The 18687-nt window shown below is 68.4% G+C and carries 20 protein-coding genes; 12 read left to right on the top strand and 8 right to left on the bottom strand.

Annotated features, from left to right (window positions below):
- The first annotated feature begins 53 nt into the window (after window positions 1-53).
- From ygfZ to AC3WVS_RS20915, 3 genes are all read left to right on the top strand, one after another.
- Entirely contained in the window at window positions 54-1070 is a 1017-nt protein-coding gene (gene ygfZ, locus AC3WVS_RS20925) for a CAF17-like 4Fe-4S cluster assembly/insertion protein YgfZ (RefSeq protein WP_492320183.1), read from the top strand.
- 17 nt (window positions 1071-1087) lie between these two features.
- Window positions 1088-1378: a DUF4936 family protein gene (locus tag AC3WVS_RS20920; protein WP_013956564.1), complete on the top strand. Its 291-nt coding sequence runs from the start codon at window positions 1088-1090 to the stop codon at window positions 1376-1378.
- 74 nt (window positions 1379-1452) lie between these two features.
- Window positions 1453-2280: an NRDE family protein gene (locus AC3WVS_RS20915; RefSeq protein ID WP_492320182.1), complete on the top strand. Its 828-nt coding sequence runs from the start codon at window positions 1453-1455 to the stop codon at window positions 2278-2280.
- A gap of 28 nt (window positions 2281-2308) precedes the next feature.
- Here AC3WVS_RS20915 and AC3WVS_RS20910 read toward each other — a convergent pair whose 3' ends face one another.
- Window positions 2309-2737 carry a GNAT family N-acetyltransferase gene (locus AC3WVS_RS20910; protein ID WP_492320181.1) on the bottom strand — a complete coding sequence of 143 codons (429 nt, stop codon included), beginning with the start codon at window positions 2735-2737 and terminating at the stop codon, window positions 2309-2311.
- A 201-nt stretch (window positions 2738-2938) separates the two neighbouring features.
- On the opposite strand from AC3WVS_RS20910, the gene AC3WVS_RS20905 reads away from it, so the two are divergent.
- The 7 genes from AC3WVS_RS20905 to denD all read left to right on the top strand — a co-directional run bounded on the left by AC3WVS_RS20905 (window position 2939) and on the right by denD (window position 9954).
- Entirely contained in the window at window positions 2939-3673 is a 735-nt protein-coding gene (locus AC3WVS_RS20905; RefSeq protein ID WP_013956561.1) for a FadR/GntR family transcriptional regulator, read from the top strand.
- Between the two features lie 55 nt (window positions 3674-3728).
- A complete protein-coding gene (ltnD, locus tag AC3WVS_RS20900) occupies window positions 3729-4622 on the top strand; it encodes an L-threonate dehydrogenase (protein ID WP_492320180.1) in 894 nt (297 codons plus the stop codon).
- A 13-nt stretch (window positions 4623-4635) separates the two neighbouring features.
- Complete coding sequence (gene otnK, locus AC3WVS_RS20895; protein WP_492320179.1) at window positions 4636-5934, top strand: 3-oxo-tetronate kinase; 1299 nt, start codon at window positions 4636-4638, stop codon at window positions 5932-5934.
- Window positions 5934-6587 carry a 3-oxo-tetronate 4-phosphate decarboxylase gene (gene otnC / locus AC3WVS_RS20890; RefSeq protein ID WP_492320178.1) on the top strand — a complete coding sequence of 218 codons (654 nt, stop codon included), beginning with the start codon at window positions 5934-5936 and terminating at the stop codon, window positions 6585-6587. The genes otnK and otnC overlap by 1 nt, the downstream gene beginning before the upstream one ends.
- A 129-nt stretch (window positions 6588-6716) precedes the next feature.
- Entirely contained in the window at window positions 6717-8090 is a 1374-nt protein-coding gene (locus tag AC3WVS_RS20885; RefSeq protein WP_492320177.1) for an MFS transporter, read from the top strand.
- Between the two features lie 68 nt (window positions 8091-8158).
- The gene (otnI, locus tag AC3WVS_RS20880; protein WP_492320176.1) at window positions 8159-8941 is read left to right on the top strand and encodes a 2-oxo-tetronate isomerase; all 783 of its coding nucleotides are present in this window, start codon (window positions 8159-8161) and stop codon (window positions 8939-8941) included.
- Between the two features lie 38 nt (window positions 8942-8979).
- Window positions 8980-9954, top strand: a complete 975-nt coding sequence (gene denD, locus AC3WVS_RS20875; RefSeq protein WP_492320175.1) for a D-erythronate dehydrogenase — start codon at window positions 8980-8982, stop codon at window positions 9952-9954.
- Between the two features lie 145 nt (window positions 9955-10099).
- On the opposite strand, the gene AC3WVS_RS20870 is transcribed toward denD, so the two are convergent.
- From AC3WVS_RS20870 to AC3WVS_RS20860, 3 genes are all read right to left on the bottom strand, one after another.
- Window positions 10100-10537: a YbgC/FadM family acyl-CoA thioesterase gene (locus AC3WVS_RS20870; RefSeq protein ID WP_492320174.1), complete on the bottom strand. Its 438-nt coding sequence runs from the start codon at window positions 10535-10537 to the stop codon at window positions 10100-10102.
- A 116-nt stretch (window positions 10538-10653) separates the two neighbouring features.
- Window positions 10654-11637: a tripartite tricarboxylate transporter substrate binding protein gene (locus AC3WVS_RS20865; RefSeq protein WP_492320173.1), complete on the bottom strand. Its 984-nt coding sequence runs from the start codon at window positions 11635-11637 to the stop codon at window positions 10654-10656.
- Window positions 11638-11718: 81 nt separating this feature from the next.
- Window positions 11719-12741 carry an alpha/beta hydrolase gene (locus AC3WVS_RS20860; RefSeq protein ID WP_492320172.1) on the bottom strand — a complete coding sequence of 341 codons (1023 nt, stop codon included), beginning with the start codon at window positions 12739-12741 and terminating at the stop codon, window positions 11719-11721.
- Between the two features lie 335 nt (window positions 12742-13076).
- Between AC3WVS_RS20860 and gbd the strand changes: the two genes are divergently transcribed.
- On the top strand, window positions 13077-14225 hold the full coding sequence (gene gbd / locus AC3WVS_RS20855; RefSeq protein WP_492320171.1) for a 4-hydroxybutyrate dehydrogenase: 1149 nt from the start codon (window positions 13077-13079) through the stop codon (window positions 14223-14225).
- Between the two features lie 76 nt (window positions 14226-14301).
- A complete protein-coding gene (locus AC3WVS_RS20850) occupies window positions 14302-14823 on the top strand; it encodes an O-acetyl-ADP-ribose deacetylase (protein ID WP_492320170.1) in 522 nt (173 codons plus the stop codon).
- A 40-nt stretch (window positions 14824-14863) separates the two neighbouring features.
- On the opposite strand, the gene AC3WVS_RS20845 is transcribed toward AC3WVS_RS20850, so the two are convergent.
- Genes AC3WVS_RS20845 through AC3WVS_RS20830 form a run of 4 tightly spaced genes read right to left on the bottom strand, consistent with a single transcriptional unit; the run spans window position 14864 to window position 18632 of the window.
- Window positions 14864-15811 (bottom strand): alpha/beta fold hydrolase, encoded by a 948-nt coding sequence (locus tag AC3WVS_RS20845; RefSeq protein WP_492320169.1) that lies wholly within the window; start codon window positions 15809-15811, stop codon window positions 14864-14866.
- 34 nt (window positions 15812-15845) lie between these two features.
- The gene (locus AC3WVS_RS20840; protein ID WP_010810036.1) at window positions 15846-16748 is read right to left on the bottom strand and encodes an SDR family oxidoreductase; all 903 of its coding nucleotides are present in this window, start codon (window positions 16746-16748) and stop codon (window positions 15846-15848) included.
- A 60-nt stretch (window positions 16749-16808) separates the two neighbouring features.
- Window positions 16809-17744, bottom strand: a complete 936-nt coding sequence (locus tag AC3WVS_RS20835; protein WP_492320168.1) for a glutathione S-transferase family protein — start codon at window positions 17742-17744, stop codon at window positions 16809-16811.
- Window positions 17745-17783: 39 nt separating this feature from the next.
- Entirely contained in the window at window positions 17784-18632 is an 849-nt protein-coding gene (locus AC3WVS_RS20830; RefSeq protein ID WP_316149325.1) for a class II aldolase/adducin family protein, read from the bottom strand.
- Window positions 18633-18687: the final 55 nt, after the last annotated feature.

The following is an 18687-nucleotide window of genomic DNA, read 5'->3' as shown; positions in this document are numbered from 1 at the left end:
GGCGCACGACCGGTGCCTTCCCTCTCCCGAATTGCCTCAACGATTGCCACGCAATGCCAGTGATGAATGCCCAAGCCCAGGAACTCGCCGCAACCCTTGAAGCCTTGAGCGGCAGCGGCATCGTCTGCAGCCCGGCCGGGCTCGGCCTGGTCCGTGTGGCCGGCGACGATGCCGGCAGCTTCCTGCACACCCAGCTGACCAATGCGGTCGAAGACCTGAAGGCCGGCGCGGCCCGCCTGGCGGGCTATTGCTCGCCCAAGGGGCGCCTGCTCGCCACCTTCCTGATGTGGCGCGATGCCGGAGGCATCGTGCTGCAGCTGTCGGCCGACATCCAGGCCCCGGTGCAGAAGCGCCTGTCGATGTTCGTGCTGCGCTCCAAGGCCAAATTGTCAGACATCACCCCCACCCATGCGGTCCTCGGCCTCGCCGGGGCCGGCGCTGCCAAGGCCCTGGCCGCTGCCGGCCTGCCCGTGCCGGAGGTCGCCTTTGCCGTGGCCGAAGCCGACGGCATCACCGTGATCCGCCTGCCGGATGGCGCGGGCCAGCCGCGCTGGCAGCTGGTGCTGCCGGCCGAGCGCGCCGAGGCGGTGCGCGCGGCACTTGCCGCCACGCTGCAGGGCGCGTCGCCCGCGCTGTGGGACTGGCTGGAAGTGCAGTCGGGCCTGCCCCGCATCGTCGCGGCCACGCAAGAGCAGTTCGTGCCGCAGATGATCAATTTCGAACTGGTGGGCGGGGTCAATTTCCGCAAGGGCTGCTATCCCGGCCAGGAAATCGTGGCGCGCAGCCAGTACCGCGGCACGCTCAAGCGCCGCATGTGGCTGGTGCAGGGTGAAGGCGAAGTGCCGGCGCCCGCGGCTGAAATCTACCGTCCGGAAGATCCGGGCCAGCCGTGCGGCATGATCGTCAACGCCGCACCGGCGCCCCAGGGCGGCTGGGCCGGGCTGGCCGAGCTGAAGATCGATGCCGCCGCCAGCGCGCTGCGCCTGGGCAGCGCCGAGGGCGCGGCAGTAGCCACCGCCACCCTGCCCTACGAGGTGCCGCTGGGCGAGTCCGCCCAGGCCGCTGGCTGAAACCCACAGGACCTGCCATGAGCGATCACCTCTACGTCTATTTCCGCGTCCCGGAAGCCGTTGCCGCCGAGGCGCTGCCGCACTGGCACCGCTGGATGGAGACGGTCGCCGAAGCAACCGGAATTGGTGGTACGCTGATGCGCAGGCCGGAAACCCGCGCCGGCGTGCAGACCTGGATGGAGTGCTATGCCGACGTGCCGCCCGCGTTCGATGCCACGCTGGAAGGCCTGTGGCGGCAGAGCGGGCTGGACCAATGGGTCGATGGCGAGCGGCGGGCCGAGCACTTTGTCGACCTGGACGTGTTGTAGGCGTCCAGGCTGCCGTTGGACTGAAGTACGCCGGGTGCCGCTGCAGCGCCCCCGGCGGCAAAGGAAGCAAAGCGATGTGTCTGATCCTGGTTGCCTGGCAATCCCACCCGGACTATGCCCTGGTCGTCGCCGGCAACCGCGATGAATTCTATGTCCGCCCCGCGGCGGCCGCGCACTGGTGGCAGGATGCGCCGCAGGTGCTGGCCGGGCGCGACCTGGCGGAAGTCATCGGCGAGCCCGGCACCTGGATGGGCGTCAACGCCGACGGCCGCTTCGCCGCACTGACCAACTACCGCGCCCCGTCCGAAAAACGCACCGACGCGCGCTCGCGCGGCGAGCTGGTGGCCGGCTTCCTGCGCGGGCGCGAGGCACCGTTCGACTACCTGGACGGCCTCGCCGGCGAAGACGGCCGCTACAACGGCTTCAACCTGCTGGCGAGCGACCTGCGTGAACTCTGGTGGTACAGCAACCGCGCCGCCTCGCGCCAGCCGCAACGGCTGCGCCCGGGCCTGTACGGCCTGTCCAACGCCCTGCTCGACACGCCCTGGCCCAAGGTGCGCAGCCGCGTGGGCGCGCTGGCCGAAGTGCTGGCCGCCGACAGCGGCCAGGCCAACGCCAGCGCCGAGCCCTACCTGCAAATGCTCGCCGACGCGCGCCAGGCGGCGGATTTCGAACTGCCTGCCACGGGCGTGGCGCCGGAATGGGAAAAGCTGCTGTCGTCGGCCTTTATCCGCTCGCCGCTGTACGGCACGCGCGCCAGCACGGTGCTGCGCGTGCGCCACGATGGCCGTTTCGACCTGAGCGAGCGCAGCTTCGACGCCGACGGGCGCATCGGCGACGTCAACTTCCACGGCAAGCTGAACCTGCAACGCGACACCGGCATCGTGCCCGCGCCGCGCTGAGGCCCGCTGGAACCGAGGATTCCGGCGCTCAGCCGGCCAGCCGCTTGCGCATCTCCACGTGCGGGATGCCCGCCTCTTCGAATTCCGGCCCCACCTGCGCAAAGCCCACGCGCGCATAGAATGGCGCCGCGTGCGTCTGCGCATTGAGCACCAGTTCCGGGTACCCGAGCTGCTCCGCCTTCTCCATCAGCGCTTCTAATACCAGCGCCCCGACGCCGGTGCCGCGCGCAGTTTTCAGCACAGCCATGCGGCCGATATGGCCATCCGGCAGCAGCCGTCCGGTGGCGACCGGCGTGCCATCCCCGGCCAGCGCCAGCGCGTGCCAGCTCGGCTCGTCCCACTCATCCCATTCCAGCTCCACCGGCACGCCCTGCTCTTCGACGAAGACGGTGTAGCGGATGGCGCGCGCGCGTTCGCGGGCTTCGGACCAGGGGCAGATCAGGACGGTGACTGGCATGGCGGTGCAATCAGGCTGGTTGAATGGCAGGGCCCGAAATCCGGGCGGGCGCTCATGATACGCCTGTGGTGCGGGGCGTGCATATCGCACCAAAGTGGATCAAAGACGGCATTTTCCGCACCAGACTAGGGTTTGCCCGGGGAGGCATCGCCTTAGCAAATTTGTATGATGACCTTATTACCAAATGACCCGGAGACTTCCGTGTTCCAGAAAGTCCCAGCCCGCGCCCTGACCGACAACGTCGCCGAACAGTTGCTGGACAAGATCCAGAGCGGCGCCTTTGCCCGCGGCGCCAAGCTGCCGACCGAGGCGGTGCTGTCCGAGGAATTCGGCGTCAGCCGCACGGTGGTGCGCGAAGCCATCTCCCGGCTCAAGTACGAAGGCGTGGTGGAGTCGCGCCAGGGCAGCGGCGTGTTCGTGACGCTGCAGGCCGGCATCCGGCCGCTGCGCATCGACTACACCGAAACCGGCACGCTGGAATCGGTGCTGCAGATCGTCGAGCTGCGCCGCGCGATCGAGGCCGAGGTGGCCGCGCAGGCCGCCCGCCGCCGCACCGATGCGTCGATGGCAGCCATCGACGCCGCACTGGCCCGGCTCGACGAAGAGGTAGCGCAAGGCGGCGACGGCGTGGCCGAGGACGTGGCCTTCCACCGCGCCATCGCCGAAGCCACCGGCAACCCGTATTTCCTGAAGACGCTGGCCTTCCTCAGCCAGTACCTGGAAGCGGCCACGCGCGTGACCCGCACCAACGAGGCGCGCCGCGCGGACTTTTCGCGCCAGGTGCGTGAAGAACACCAGGCCATCGTCGCCGCCATCCGCGCCGGCGACCCGCTGGCCGCGCGCAATGCCGCGCAGAACCACATGTACAACGCCGCGCACCGGCTGGCCCAGCTGGGTGCGGACGAGAGCGGCGAAGCGCACGGCGCCACCAACTGACGCGCGCGCAAGCCCGAACCATCGAATCATCCGTATCTGTTTCAGGAGTCCCTTCATGTCCAGGAATATCGGCGTCATCGGCCTTGGTGCCATGGGCTTTGGTGTCGCGCAGTCGCTGCTGCGTGCCGGCTTCAACGTGCACGCGTGCGACCTGCGCCCCGAAGTGCTGCAGCGCTTTGCCGATGCCGGCGGCGTGCCGTGCGCCTCGCCCGCCGAGCTGGGCAGCCGCTGCGACGTGGTGCTGACGCTGGTGGTCAATGCGCAGCAGACCGAGGCCGTGCTGTTCGGCGCCAACGGTGCCGCGGCCGCGATGCAGCCGGGCAAGCTGGTGATCGCCAGCGCCACCGTGCCGCCGGGCTTTGCCGAGGCGCTGGGCCGCCGGCTGGCTGAACAAGGCCTGCTGATGCTGGACGCACCGGTCTCCGGCGGCGCCGCGCGCGCCGCCAGCGGCGAAATGACCATGATGACCTCCGGCCCCGCCGAAGCCTATGCGCTGGCCGAGGGCGTGCTGGCCGCCATCGCCGGCAAGGTGTACCGCCTGGGCGCCGCGCATGGCGCGGGCTCCAAGGTCAAGATCATCAACCAGCTGCTGGCCGGCGTGCATATCGCCGCGGCCGCCGAAGCGATGGCGCTGGGCCTGCGCGAAGGCGTGGACCCCGATGCGCTCTATGACGTGATCACGCACAGCGCGGGCAACTCGTGGATGTTCGAGAACCGCGTGCCCCATATCCTGAAGGGCGACTACACGCCGCTGTCGGCGGTCGACATCTTCGTCAAGGACCTGGGCATGGTGCTCGACACCGCGCGCAACAGCAAATTCCCGCTGCCGCTGTCTGCGGCCGCGCACCAGATGTTCATGATGGCCTCCACCGCCGGCCATGGCGGCGAGGACGACTCGGCCGTGATCAAGATCTTCCCGGGCATCGAACTGCCGGGCAAGGCTGAATAAGAGGGAAGCGAAGATGACCGCAGGCACCCTCACCCATCGCCCGCTGTTGGGCTGCATCGCCGACGATTTCACCGGCGCCACCGACCTCGCCAACACGCTGGTGCGCAATGGCATGCGCACCGTGCAGACCATCGGCCTGCCCGACGTGGCCGCCGTGCAGGACATTGGCGAAGCCGATGCGCTGGTGGTGGCGCTCAAGTCCCGCACCATCCCGGCCGTCGAGGCCGTGGCCCAGTCGCTGGCCGCGCTGCAATGGCTGCGCGCGCAGGGCTGCCGCCAGTTCGTGTTCAAGTACTGCTCCACCTTCGACTCGACCGATGCCGGCAACATCGGCCCGGTGGCCGAGGCGCTGCTGGCGGCGCTGGACAGCGACTTCGCCATCGCCTGCCCGGCCTTCCCCGAAAACGGCCGCACCATCTTCCGCGGCCACCTGTTCGTGGGCGATACGCTGCTCAATGAATCGGGCATGGAGCACCATCCGCTGACGCCGATGACCGATGCCAGCCTGGTGCGCGTACTGCAGCGCCAGAGCAAGAACAAGGTCGGGCTGTTGCGCTACGACGCGGTGGCGCGCGGCGCGCAGGCCACCGCCGAGCGCATCGCTGCGCTGCGCAGCGACGGCGTGCGCATGGCGATTGCCGATGCGGTGTCCGACGCGGACCTGTTCACGCTGGGCGAGGCCTGCGCCAATCTGCCGCTGATCACCGGCGGCTCCGGCATCGCGCTGGGCCTGCCCGGGAACTTCCGCCGCGCCGGCCTGCTGCCGCTGCGCGGCGACGCCGACGCAGTTCCCGCCATCGACGGCCCAGGCGTGGTGCTGGCCGGCAGCGCCTCGCGCGCGACCAATGGCCAGGTGGCGCGCTGGCTGGAGCAAGGCCGCCCGGCGCTGCGCATCGACCCGCTCGCGCTGGCGCGCGGCGAAGCCGTGGCCGACGCGGCGCTGGCGTTTGCCGCCGGTCATGACGAACCGGTGCTGATCTACGCCACCTCCAGCCCCGACGAAGTCAAGGCCGTGCAGGCCGAACTGGGCGTCGAGCGCGCAGGACACCTGGTCGAACAGTGCCTGGCCACGGTTGCCGCCGGGCTGCTGGCACGCGGCACGCGCCGCTTCGTGGTGGCCGGCGGCGAAACCTCCGGCGCGGTGGTGCAGGCGCTGGGCGTGCGCGCCTTGCGTATCGGCGCGCAGATTGCACCGGGCGTGCCGGCCACCGTCACGCTGGATGCCAAGCCGCTGGCGCTGGCGCTCAAGTCGGGCAACTTCGGCGGCCCGGATTTCTTTGACGAAGCGCTGCGCCAGCTTGGAGGCCACTGATGAGCACCGAAAGCAAGCTGCGCGAAGAGATCTGCCGCATCGGCGCCAGCCTGTACCAGCGCGGCTATACCGTGGGCTCGGCCGGCAATATCAGCGCGCGGCTGGACGACGGCTGGCTGATCACGCCGACCGATGCCTGCCTGGGGATGATGGACCCGGCCGCGGTCGCCAAGGTGGCCACCGATGGCAGCTGGGTCTCCGGCGACAAGCCGTCCAAGACGCTGACGCTGCATCGCGCGATCTACGACAACAACCGCGAGGCGCACGCCGTGGTGCATACGCACTCGACGCACCTCGTGGCCCTGACGCTGGCCGGTGTCTGGCAACCGGACGACGTACTGCCGCCGCTCACGCCCTACTACGTGATGAAGGTCGGCCATATCCCGCTGATTCCCTACCATCGCCCCGGCGATCCGGCCGTGGCCGCGCGCGTGGCCACGCTCGCCGCGCAGGTGCGTGGCGTGCTGCTGGAGCGCCTTGGCCCGGTGGTGTGGGAATCCAGCGTCTCGCGCGCCGCGTTCGCGCTGGAAGAACTGGAGGAAACCGCCAAGCTATGGATGACGATGAAAGACTCGCCGGGCTTCGCCGCCCGCGCGGCGCTGCCCGACGGCGCACTGGCTGAGCTGTGCGACGCCTTCCAGGCGCGCTGGTAACAACCGCTTTTCCCCGATAAACGACGGCTTCACCCGGCGCGGTTGCCTTGCGGCCACCGTGCGGGGGACGCGCATGCCTGCAGTCCGCGCGCCGCCGCATTAGACCCACCACCATACCCGGAGACCACCGTGAATCCAAACCAACCGGCGGCGAGCGTGCCCGCCCTTGACAGCCTGGGCGGCAACGCCCGGCTGGACACCGAAGCTCAGATCGAAAAACGCGCCTACAGCAAGGTGTTCTGGCGCGTCATGCCGTTCCTGATGCTGTGCTACGTGGTCGCCTACCTGGACCGCGTCAATGTCGGCTTCGCCAAGCTGCAGATGGGCCAGGACCTGGCCTTCTCCGAAACCGTGTTCGGCCTCGGCGCCGGCCTGTTCTTTATCGGCTACTTCCTGTTCGAGGTGCCCAGCAACCTGCTGATGCATCGTATCGGCGCGCGCATCTGGATCGCGCGCATCATGATCACGTGGGGCATCATCTCGGCGCTGTTCCTGTTCGTGAAGACGCCGACCCAGTTCTACGTGATGCGCTTCCTGCTCGGCCTGGCCGAAGCGGGCTTCTATCCCGGCGTGATCCTGTACCTGACCTACTGGTTCCCGGCCAACCGCCGCGGCAAGATGATCGCGCTGTTCATGTCGGGCATCCCCATCGCGGGCATGTTCGGCAACCCGCTGTCGGGCTGGATCATGGACGCGTTCAACGGCACCCACGGCATGCGCGGCTGGCAATGGATGTTCCTGCTGGAGGCCCTGCCCGCGCTTGTGATCGGCGTGGTGACGGTGTTCGTGCTGCGCGACGGCATCGACAAGGCGCCGTGGCTTGACGCCGATGAAAAGCGCGTGCTCAAGCGCAATATCGAGGAAGACCAGCGCAGCGCCCATAACGCCGCCAGCGCCGCCGGCAAGGCCCACGGCCACTCGCTGGGCGCGGTGTTCTCCGACCGCCGCGTGTGGTGGATGTGCCTGATCTACTTCTGCTTCGTCACCGGCCAGTACGCACTGACCTTCTGGATGCCGACGCTGGTGAAGGCCAGCGGTGTGACCGGCAACCTGAACATCGGCCTGCTGTCCGCGATCCCGTTCATCTGCGCCGTGATCGTCATGAACATCCTGGGCCACAGCGCCGACGCGCGCCGCGAGCGCCGCTGGCACCTGATCGTGCCGGCGCTGATGGGTGCCACGGGCTTTGCCATTGCTGCCTCGTTCACCAACAATACAACGGTGGCCATCGCCGCACTGTCGCTGGCCGCTGCCGGGGTGCTGACCTGCGCGCCGCTGTTCTGGTCGCTTCCGACCTCGTTCCTGTCGGGCATTGCCGCCGCTTCCGGTATTGCCGTGGTGAATTCGGTCGGCAACCTGGCCGGCTTCGTGTCGCCGTACATGGTCGGCGCGCTGAAGGACATGACGCAAAGCACGCAGTTGCCCATGTACGTGCTGTCCGCAATTCTGGTCGTCGGCGCCGTGCTGGTGTGGCTGACGCCCGCTAAACTGGTCAACCGCTGATCCTGGCCGGCCCGCTTTCGACGTAGTCTCGATCGGGCCGGATCCGTACTACCGCTTTGGAGTTCCGAATGCCGCGCTTCGCCGCAAACCTCTCGATGATGTACAACGAGCACGCCTTCCTGGACCGCTTTGCCGCAGCCGCGGCCGACGGCTTCCGGGCGGTGGAGTTCCTGTTCCCGTACGAGCACGCCGCCGCCGAGCTGCGCGCGCGCCTGGACGCGAACGGCCTCACGCAGGCACTGTTCAATGCCGCGCCGGGCGACTGGGCAGCAGGCGAACGCGGCCTGGCCGCCCTGCCCGGGCGCGAGGCGGATTTCCGCGGCACCATCGGCCGCGCACTGGAATACGCCGGCGTGATCGGCAATGACCGCATCCACGTGATGGCGGGCCTGATCCCTGCCGCTGCCGACCGCGCGCGCTGCCGCGCCACTTACCTCGAGAACCTCGCTTTTGCCGCCAGCGCTGCCGCCGCCCAGGGCGTGACCGTGCTGATCGAGCCGATCAACACGCGCGACATGCCGGGCTATTTCCTGAACCGCCAGGACGACGGCCAGGCCATCTGCAAGGAAGTCGGCGCGGCCAACCTGAAGGTGCAGTTCGACTGCTACCACTGCCAGATCGTCGAAGGCGATGTCGCGATGAAGCTCAAGCGCGACATCGCGGGCATCGGCCATATCCAGATCGCCGGCGTGCCCGAGCGCCATGAGCCGGACGTGGGCGAGCTGAACTATCCGTATCTGTTCGAGGTCATGGACACGCTCGGCTACGACGGCTGGATCGGCTGCGAATACCGCCCGCGCGCCGGCACCTCGGCGGGCCTCGGCTGGCTCAAGCCCTACCTGGGCCGCTGATCGCGACCAACCCCAAGAACAACCGCTCCCATCCTGCCATGAACGTACTGATTACCGGCGGCGCCGGCTTCCTCGGCCTGCAACTCGCCCGCCTGCTGCTGCAACGCGGCACCCTGAACCTTGACGGCCAGCCCGTGGCCATCAAGCGCCTGACGCTGCTGGACGTGGTGGCGCCGCAAGGCCTGGACGATGCGCGTGTGCGCGTGGTGACGGGCGACCTGTCCGACCCGGCGGTGCTGCGCCAGGCCATCGACATCAACACTGGCGCCGTGTTCCACCTGGCGGCCGTGGTCAGCGGCCAGGCCGAGGCGGATTTCGATCTCGGCATGCGCGTCAACCTCGACGCCTCGCGCGCGCTGCTGGAAACCTGCCGTGAACTGGGCCACCAGCCGCGCGTGCTGTTCACCAGCTCGGTCGCGGTCTACGGCGGCCAGCTGCCGCCGGTGGTGCAGGACGATATCGCGCTGAACCCGCAATCGTCATACGGCGTGCAGAAGGCCATCGGCGAGCTGCTGCTGTCGGACTACAGCCGCCGCGGCTTCGTCGACGGCCGCGTGCTGCGCCTGCCCACCATCAGCGTGCGCCCGGGCAAGCCCAATGCGGCGGCGTCGTCGTTCGCCAGCGGCATCATCCGCGAGCCGCTGTCGGGTGTTGCTGCCAACTGCCCGGTGGCACCGGAAACGCCGCTGTGGCTGCTGTCGCCGCGAGCTGCCGTGGCGGCGCTGGTCAATGGGATCGAGCTGGCTGGCGAGCGGCTGGGCAACCGTCGTGTGATCAACCTGCCGGGGCTGTCTGTGACGGCCGCCGGCATGGTCGATGCGCTGTGCCGCGTGGCGGGCAATGCGGTGGCGGATCGTGTCACGTGGGAACGTGAGGAACGCGTGGAGAAGATCGTCGGCACGTGGCCGGCGGCGTGGAATGCGGACCGCGCGTTGTCGCTGGGATTCCAGAGTGACGCGAGTTTTGATGACGTGATTCGGGCGTATATGGAGGACGCTGGGCTGAACAAGTAAGCCGCCCATGCCTCGTTGTTGCGACGGCTCCGTTATCTACTGAGAGCCGGTCCCCCTCGCGAGTCACGCGCCGCCCTCTCCCCCGCCCCTTTCGCATGCGGGAGAGGGGCGCAAACCAGTAGCATTGGTCAGGTCCTCGGCTAAATCAAGCCGCCGGCTTCACCACCTCATACCCCTCGATAATTTCCCGCACCTGCCCCGGAATCGCCGCCGATTTCTGCGTGGCCGGGTCCGCGCACACATAGACGATCTCACCGGTGATCAGGTGTTCGTCGCCGCGGAACATCTCCACCCGGAACAGCATGCTCGAGCGCCCCAGGCGCGACATGCGTCCGCGGATTTCCAGCTCGTCGTCAAAGCGTGCCGAGGCGTGGTATTCCAGCGTGGACTTGACCACGAAGATGTCGACGCCATGCGCGTGCAGCACGTCTTCCGGGTAGCGGATGCCCAGCGCGCGCCAGTATTCGGTCACGCAGATATCGCAGTACGTCAGGTAGTGCGCGTTGAAGACGATCGACTGCGGATCGACTTCGGCCCAGCGCACGCGCAGCGGGATGCTGTGCCGGAAATCCTCTTTGGCCATCGGCTTGGTCTCCTTGTTTGTCGTGGCTTGTCAAAGCACCAGGCCGCCGGCCCGCCGGACAGGGCCGACAGGCGCGGCGGCCTGGATCGATGGTGGCGGCGGCAGGCTGATTGCGCTTATTGCGCCTTGGCCAGCCCCAGCTTCTCGATGATCGCCTTTTCCTTCTTGACGGTCTCGGCCGCAAACTGCGCGTATTGCTGGCTGTTCATGTAGTACGGCTCCATGTCGAATTTGGCCAGCGATTCGCGGTAGTTGGGCATGTCCATGGCCTTCTTGAAGGCGTCATGCAGCTTCTGCACGATCTTCGGGTCGGTGCCTTTGGGCGCGACCAGGCCGAACGGCGAGGTCTGCACGATGCCGATGCCCAGTTCCTTCAGCGTCGGCACGTTGGGGAAGCGCGCCGAGCGCTTCTCGCCCCAGGTCGACAGCAGGCGCAGCTTGCCCTGCTCAACGTACGGTGCCCATGCCGGCGTGTCGGCCACCGACATCACGTGGCCGCCCAGCAGCGCCTGCATCGACTCGGAATTGCCCTTGTAGGGGATGTGCGAGAACTGCACGCCCTGCTTCATGGCCAGCTCTTCCATGGTCAGGTGCAGCGTGGTCATGGAGCCCGGCGAGCCGTAGGTCAGCTTGCCCGGATTGGCCTTGGCGTAGGCGATGTACTCCTGCATCGTCTTGATCGGCGAATCGGCCGGCACCACCAGGCCGAACGAATAGCCGGCGAGGTTGATGATGTAGCTCAGGTCCTTGACCGGGTCCCAGTTGATCTTGGTGGTGTACGGCAGGCGGTAGACCGGCATGGCGACCTGGGCCAGCGTGTAGCCGTCCGGCGCGGTCGTCTGCATCATCTGCGCGGGCAGCACGCCGCCCGCGCCGGGCTTGTTCTCGACGATCACGGGCTGGCCCAGGATCTTGGAGGCGTTGTCGGCGAGCACGCGGAACGGGATATCCGTGGAGCCGCCGGCGGTGTAGCCGATCACCAGGCGGATCGGGCGCTGCGGGAACTTGTCGGCCTGTGCCTGGGCGGGCATGGCGGCAAGGCCCAGTGCCGCGGCGGCGGCGGCGATGCCCGCGCGGGCGATGAAGTGGCGGCGTTGCATTTGACTATGTCTCCTTGTGCTGCAAGTCACTGCTGAAAATGGAAGGCCGGGGCCGGTGCGGCCCTGACCGTGGCTGCTGGTCTAGTTGTGCGGTGTGCCGAACGCGGCGCGCAGCGCGGCAACGGCGTCGGCATGTGCCTGCGCCACCGCCGGCACGAAACGGCCCAGCTTGAAGAAATCATGGATCATGCCGGGGTAGTCCGCCAGCGTGGCGGCGACGCCGGCGGCGCGCAGCTTCTCTGCGTAGGCCACGCCCTCGTCGTGCAGCGGGTCGTAGCCGGCCACGGCGATCCAGGCCGGGCATGTGCCGCGCACCTCGGCGCCGGCGCCGCCGCCATCCAGCGGGGCGAAACGCCAGTCGTCGCGGCTGGCTTCCTGGTCCAGGTACTGGGCAAAGAACCAGCGGATCATGTCCGCCGTCAGCAGGTAGCCATCGGCCAGCGCGCGGTGCGACGGCGTGTCCTGGCGCGCACAGGTGCCGGGATAGATCAGCAACTGCAGCACGGGCGCCAGGCCCGCATTGCGGGCCTCCACGGCACACGCCGCGGCCAGCGTGCCGCCGGCGCTGTCGCCACCCACGGCGATGCGCGCCGGGTCGGCCCCCAGCCGGCCGGCTTCGGCGAAGACCCAGTGCAGCACATCGAAGGCGTCGTTGGCCGCGGTCGGGAAACGCCATTGCGGCCCGAGCCGGTAGTCCACCGACAGCACCATGCAGTCCGCCTGGCCACACAGCAGCCGGCACAGCGGATCGTGCGAATCGACGCTGCCGACGGTGAAGCCGCCGCCATGGAAATACACCAGCAAGGGCAGCGGCTCGGTCCAGCTGGCCTCGCGCGGGGTGTACAGCCTGAGCGGGATGGCGTGGCCGTCGCGCGCCGGCGCCAGCAGGTCTTCCGCCATATGCACGGGCGGCGGGTTGATATCCAGGATCGGCGCGCTTTTCTCGTAGGCGAGCTTGGCGTCCTCGGGCTCCATCGCGTGGATCGGCGGCCGCTTGGCGCGCGCGATCAGCTCCAGCAGCGCGGCCACCTGCGGGTCGAGCGGGCTGGACGGCAGGCCGGGCGTGGCGGGCGCATCAGGGTTGGAAGGCGGTGCGGCGGACATAGGGAATGACGCGGATCCGGACCCGGTGCCAGCGGCGCGCACAAGCTCTGGCGCGTCGCCCGCATCGGGACAAGTTCGAATTGTGAACGATCGTTCGATTTTAGTATGATGCCAGATGTTCCAGGGGCCCGGCAGTACGAGATAACCCCGAAAAATCGCTGTCAGCCTGCCACGCGGCAAGTTTTTGCGCGATGATCGGCTGAAGCGGTCCCGAGGACTCCGGAAACGCAGTAGTGCAGGTCCATTGAAACCCAAGACAGCGTGCCTGGCGAGCATCCGCTCAGGCCCGTGCAGAAGACAATTTGGCGGCAGATCCCGGCAGGAGACAAGCAAACATGGCGTTTATCTACTATCTGACCCACATCCACCTGGATTTCGGCGCGGTAAGCCTGCTCAAGTCCGAATGCGAGCGCATCGGCATCCGCCGCCCGCTGCTGGTGACCGACAAGGGCGTGGTCGCCGCGGGCGTGGCGCAGCGTGCCATCGATGCAATGCAGGGCCTGCAGGTTGCGGTGTTCGATGAAACCCCGTCGAACCCGACCGAGGCCATGGTGCGCAAGTCCGCCGCGCAGTACCGCGAGGCCGGCTGCGACGGGCTGGTGGCGGTGGGCGGCGGCTCGTCGATCGACCTGGCCAAGGGCATCGCTATCCTGGCCACGCATGAGGGCGAGCTGACCACCTATGCCACCATCGAAGGCGGCAGCGCCAGGATCACCGACAAGGCGGCGCCGCTGATCGCGGTGCCCACCACCTCGGGCACCGGCAGCGAGGTGGCGCGCGGCGCCATCATCATCCTGGACGACGGCCGCAAGCTGGGTTTCCATTCCTGGCACCTGCTGCCCAAGTCCGCCGTCTGCGACCCGGAACTGACGCTGGGACTGCCAGCCGGGCTGACCGCGGCCACCGGCATGGATGCAATCGCGCACTGCATCGAGACCTTCCTGGCCCCCGCCTTCAACCCGCCCGCGGACGGCATTGCGCTGGACGGCCTGGAGCGCGGTTGGGGCCATATCGAGCGCGCCACCCGCGACGGCCAGGACCGCGACGCGCGCCTGAACATGATGAGCGCATCGATGCAGGGCGCGATGGCGTTCCAGAAGGGGCTGGGCTGCGTGCATTCGCTGTCGCACCCGCTGGGCGGGCTGAAGATCGACGGCCGCACCGGCCTGCACCACGGCACCCTCAATGCGGTGGTGATGCCCGCGGTGCTGCGCTTCAATGCCGACGCGCCCACGGTGGTGCGCGACGACCGCTATGCACGCCTGCGCCGCGCCATGCACCTGCCCGACGGCGCCGATATCGCGCAGGCCGTGCACGACATGACCGCGCGCCTGGGGCTGCCCACCGGGCTGCGCCAGATGGGCGTCACCGAGGACATGTTCGACAAGGTGATTGCCGGTGCGCTGGTCGACCACTGCCACAAGACCAACCCGAAAGAAGCCAGCGCCGCGGATTATCGGCGTATGCTTGAGCAGTCCATGTAGCACACAGCAGCTTCCCGCCGGTCAGACCGACCAAGCGGCTGTCCGGCGGCCCTCCCTCCACAGCGCAGGAGACAACATGAGCGGCGAGCATTTGCAGGTAGTCCATGGCGATATCACCCGGATGGAAGTCGATGCCATCGTCAACGCGGCCAATAGCGGCCTGTTGGGCGGCGGCGGCGTCGACGGGGCCATCCACGGGGCCGGCGGCTCCGCCATCAAGGAGGCCTGCCGCGCGATCCGCGACGCGCAGGGCGGCTGCCCCACCGGCGAGGCGGTGATCACCACCGGCGGCCACCTGCCGGCGCCATACGTGATCCACGCGGTCGGGCCGGTCTGGCAAGGCGGCGACCAGGGCGAGGACGAACTGCTCGCCAACGCCTACCGCAACAGCATCCGGCTGGCGGCGCAGCATCACCTGCGCAGGCTGGCGTTCCCCAATATCAGCACCGGCATCTACGCCTTCCCGCGCGAGCGCGCGGCGGATATCGCCATCGCCGCGGTGCGCGAGGCGCTGGCCGGGGCGCCAGATATAGAGCAGGTCACTTTCGTCTGCTTCGACGACGAAAACTACCGGCTCTACCGCGAGCGTTTGACCTGAACGTCATGTGCGGCTGCCCCGGGGCAGCCGCACGTCCGGGTCAAGCCGGCAGCGCGCTGCGGATAAGCTGGTTGACGCGTTCCGGCTGTTCGTGGATCACCCAGTGGGTGCCCTCGGGGATGCGCTCGACGCGCAGGTCCGGCACGAAATCGGCCAGCCCGTCCACCAGCGACTTCGGCAGCGCGCGGTCGCGCTCGCCCCAGATCACCAGTGTCGGCACCCTGACCACAAAGGCGGCCGGATCCAGGCGCGAGATGTCGGGCGGCGGCTCGCCCTCGCCGGGCGGGTGCATGGGCGAGGCGCGGTAGAAATTGACGCCGCCGGTAAGCGGATGGACGCCGGCGTCCTGGCCTTCGCCCGGCTGGGACCATGCCGCGTGGTACCTGGCGCGCGTCTCGGGCGTGTACCAGGCCGCAGGTTTGCCGTCGGCATCGGCCAGCATCCGGTCCAGCAGCGCGAAGTCGTTGGCGGCGAGCGCCTTTTCCGAGCCCGGCTTGCGCAGCCAGTTCATGTAGGCGGAAGCGGCTTGCTGCCCGGGATCGGTGGCCAGCGCGCGCGCAAACAGGTACGGATGCGGCGAGTTGACGATGATGAGCTGGCGCACCAGTTGCGGGAACTGGATTGCAAGGTTCCAGCAGATCGCCCCGCCCCAGTCGTGCGCCACCACCACGGCCTGGTCATAGCCCAGCGCGCTGACCAGCTGCACCAGGTCTTCGACGATATGGCGCGGCCGGTAGGCCTCGACCTCGGCGGGCTTGCTCGACAGGTTGTAGCCGCGCAGGTCCGGCGCCACGGCAAAATGCGTGCGCCCGAACTCGGCCAGCTGGGCCTCCCATTCGAACCAGAATTCAGGAAAGCCGTGCACGAACAGCATCAGCGGCTTGCCGCGCTCGCCCGCGCTGGCGTAGTGCAGGCGGGTGCCGTTGGGCAGCGTGGCGTACTGCAGGTGGCGGATCACGGCGGCGGGGGCAGCCATGTTGTTCTCCATATGCGGTCCTCCTCGTTGTGGCGTTGTGCTGGCGTCAGCCGCGCAGCGCGGCAACGAGGCCCGCGCGGACCTCGGGCTTGTCGGCAAACGGATCGCCGGGATTGCGCTGCCCGACGATGTCCTCGAAGCGCTGGCGCACGGGGGCGAGCGCCTGGGGGTGGGAATAAATATAGAAGCTTTCGTCGCGGATGGCATCGAAGGTCAGCTGCGCGACCTCGGCGGCGGTCACCTTGCCGGAGCCGACGGCCTTGTCCGACAAGGCCTGCGATACCAGCTGCGAGCGCGTCGGCGGCGCCTGGTTGGCCAGGTCGGCGGGCCGGTTGCGCTGTGACTGGTTGATGCCGGTCGGCACGAAGTACGGGCACAGCACCGAGCACCGCACCTGCTCGGTCACCAGGCCCAGGTCCTGGTACAGGGTTTCAGTCAACGCCACCACCGCGTGCTTGGACACGTTGTACACGCCCATTGCCGGCGGGTTCAGCAAGCCCGCCATCGACGCCGTGTTGACGATGTGGCCCTGGTAGGCCGGATCCTTCTCTGCCGCGGCCAGCATCAGCGGCGTGAAGATGCGCACGCCGTGCACGACGCCGTACAGGTTGACGCCCAGCACCCACTCCCAGTCCTTCTCGGAGTTCTCCCAGATCAGGCCGCCCGCACCCACGCCGGCGTTATTGAACAGCAGGTTGACCTGGCCGAAGGCTTCGATGGCGGCATCGGCCAGCGCCTGCACCTGGTCGGCACGCGAGACGTCCGTGCGCAACCCGATCACCGGCACATTGCGTGCCTTGAATTCCGCCACGGTCGCGTCCAGCGCGTCTTCCTGCACATCCGCCAGCACCAGCTTCATGCCGAGATCGGCGGCAATGTGGGCAAACTCCTTGCCGAAACCCGAGGCGCCGCCGGTAATGACAGCCACCTTGTTGGAGAAATCCTTCATATCGTCTGTCCTGTCGCGTGTTTCGTTTGGGGAACGGCGGGCCGTGTGCCATGCGCGCGCTCAGGCGGCGCGCTGCACCTGGTAGCCCTGCCGCGGGAAATGCACATTGAGCGCACCGGCGCGCGGATCCTGGCGGCGCAGCGTGACGCGGCGCGCGCTCAGCGCCAGCAGCACGCCGGCCACCGGATCGCGCGCATAGTCGGTGGGCGTGACGGTGACGGGGTCGCCGGCCTGCAGGCCTGCATCCACGACCACGCCCTCATCCAGCGCCAGCGGATCGGCACTGCGCGCGGCGCCGATCGCGTCCTCGCTGTCGATCACGCGCGGCCGGCCATGGCCGAAGGTGTTCATGCGCGCATACCAGGCCTGCATGCGCGGATAAGCCTCCAGCAGCTGCGCCAGCGCGCCGGCGCGGCGGATAAACCAGAGGTTGTGGTACAGCGAGAAATCGGCAACCGACAGCGCCGGCCCGGCCACATGCCCGATCCCGGCCGCGAACTGCGTTTCCAGTTGGCCGAACGTTTCATGCAGCAGCGCGGTGGCTTCGGGCAACGGCATGCGCAGCGCATTGGTGTCGCCGCGCATGGCCTTGCGGTCCGCGCTAAAGGCCTGGACCTGCGCCGGCGACAGGTGGCCCAGCATGCTGGCAACGCCGGCCGGCTGGAACACATAGGTCACCGAAGCCGTGAACAGCGCCGCATCGAACCAGGCTGCCGCGACCCGCGCCGCCGCAGCCTGGGCCGGCGGATACAGCGCCGGCGTGGGCGCCAGCGCGTCCAGCACCTCGCAGATCAGCGCGGTATCGCAGTAGATATCGGCACCGACCTGCAGCACCGGCGTGCGGCGGTAGCCGCCGGTCAGCGCCAGCAGGTCAGGCTTGGGCAGGATGGCGGGGATTTCCACCGCCTGCCACGCCAGTCCCTTGGCGCCCAGCAGCAGGCGGACCTTCTCGGCGAATGGCGAAGTTGCGTACTGGTGAAGAATGATGTCGGCCATGCGATCCAACTCCATGTTTGCCAGCGGGTGCCGTGCGGTTCAGTCCAGCAGGTCCGGCTGTTCCTTGACGATGCGGGCATAGAGCGGCTGGAACTGGAACCAGCCCGCCTGCGCCGTGCCGACGATCGAATAGGCCTGGCGCGCGGCCGCATCGGAGATCAGCTTGAGCGGCGCCTGGGTGCGCGCCGCGGCGGCTTCGGCCAGCAACTGGACCTGGCAGGAGCGCTCCATGGTGATGAACCACCAGGCGGCTTCGTCCACGGTCTTGCCGACCGTCAGCAGGCCATGGTTCTGCAGGATGGCGGCCTTGTTCTGGCCCAGCGCATTGGCGATGCGCTGGCCCTCGTCGAGCTCCACCACCACGCCGCCGAAATCGTCATAGACCGCATGGTCCTGGTAGAACGCGCACACGTCCTGCGTGAGCGGATCGAGCGGGCGGCCCAACGTGGACCACGCGCGGCCATGGGTGCTGTGCGAATGCGCTGCCGCGACCGCGTCGGAGCGGGTCTGGTGCACGCGCGAATGGATGGCGAAGGCCGCGGCATTGACCGGGTAGTCGCCCTCGACCACGTCGCCGTGGTGGTCGCAGCGGATCAGGTTGGAGACCTTGACCTGGCTGAAATGGACGCCGAAGGGATTGACCCAGAAGGTATCGGGAAACTCCGGGTCGCGCGCGGTGATATGGCCGGCCACGCCTTCGTCGAAACCGAACCTGGAAAACAGCCGGAAGGCCGCGGCCAGGCGCTGCTTGCGGTGCAGGCGCTCTTCGGCGGCGGTGGCGAACTGCGGCGGGCGCGGCAGGTTGCGGTAGCGGGCCTTGACCTCTTCGGGCAGGCCGGCGCCGATCTCGTCGTCGCTCTGGATTTGCGGGGCTTGCGGGGCATTCATCGGTGTCTCCATTTTTTTGGTGAAATCCGTTGCCCGCGGCGTGCCCGGCAGGCGC

Source organism: Cupriavidus sp. CPT47-8839-RL05A (assembly GCF_058792255.1).
The sequence above is the reverse complement of the archived record's forward strand: the minus strand, read 5'-3'. Positions and strand labels throughout refer to the sequence as shown.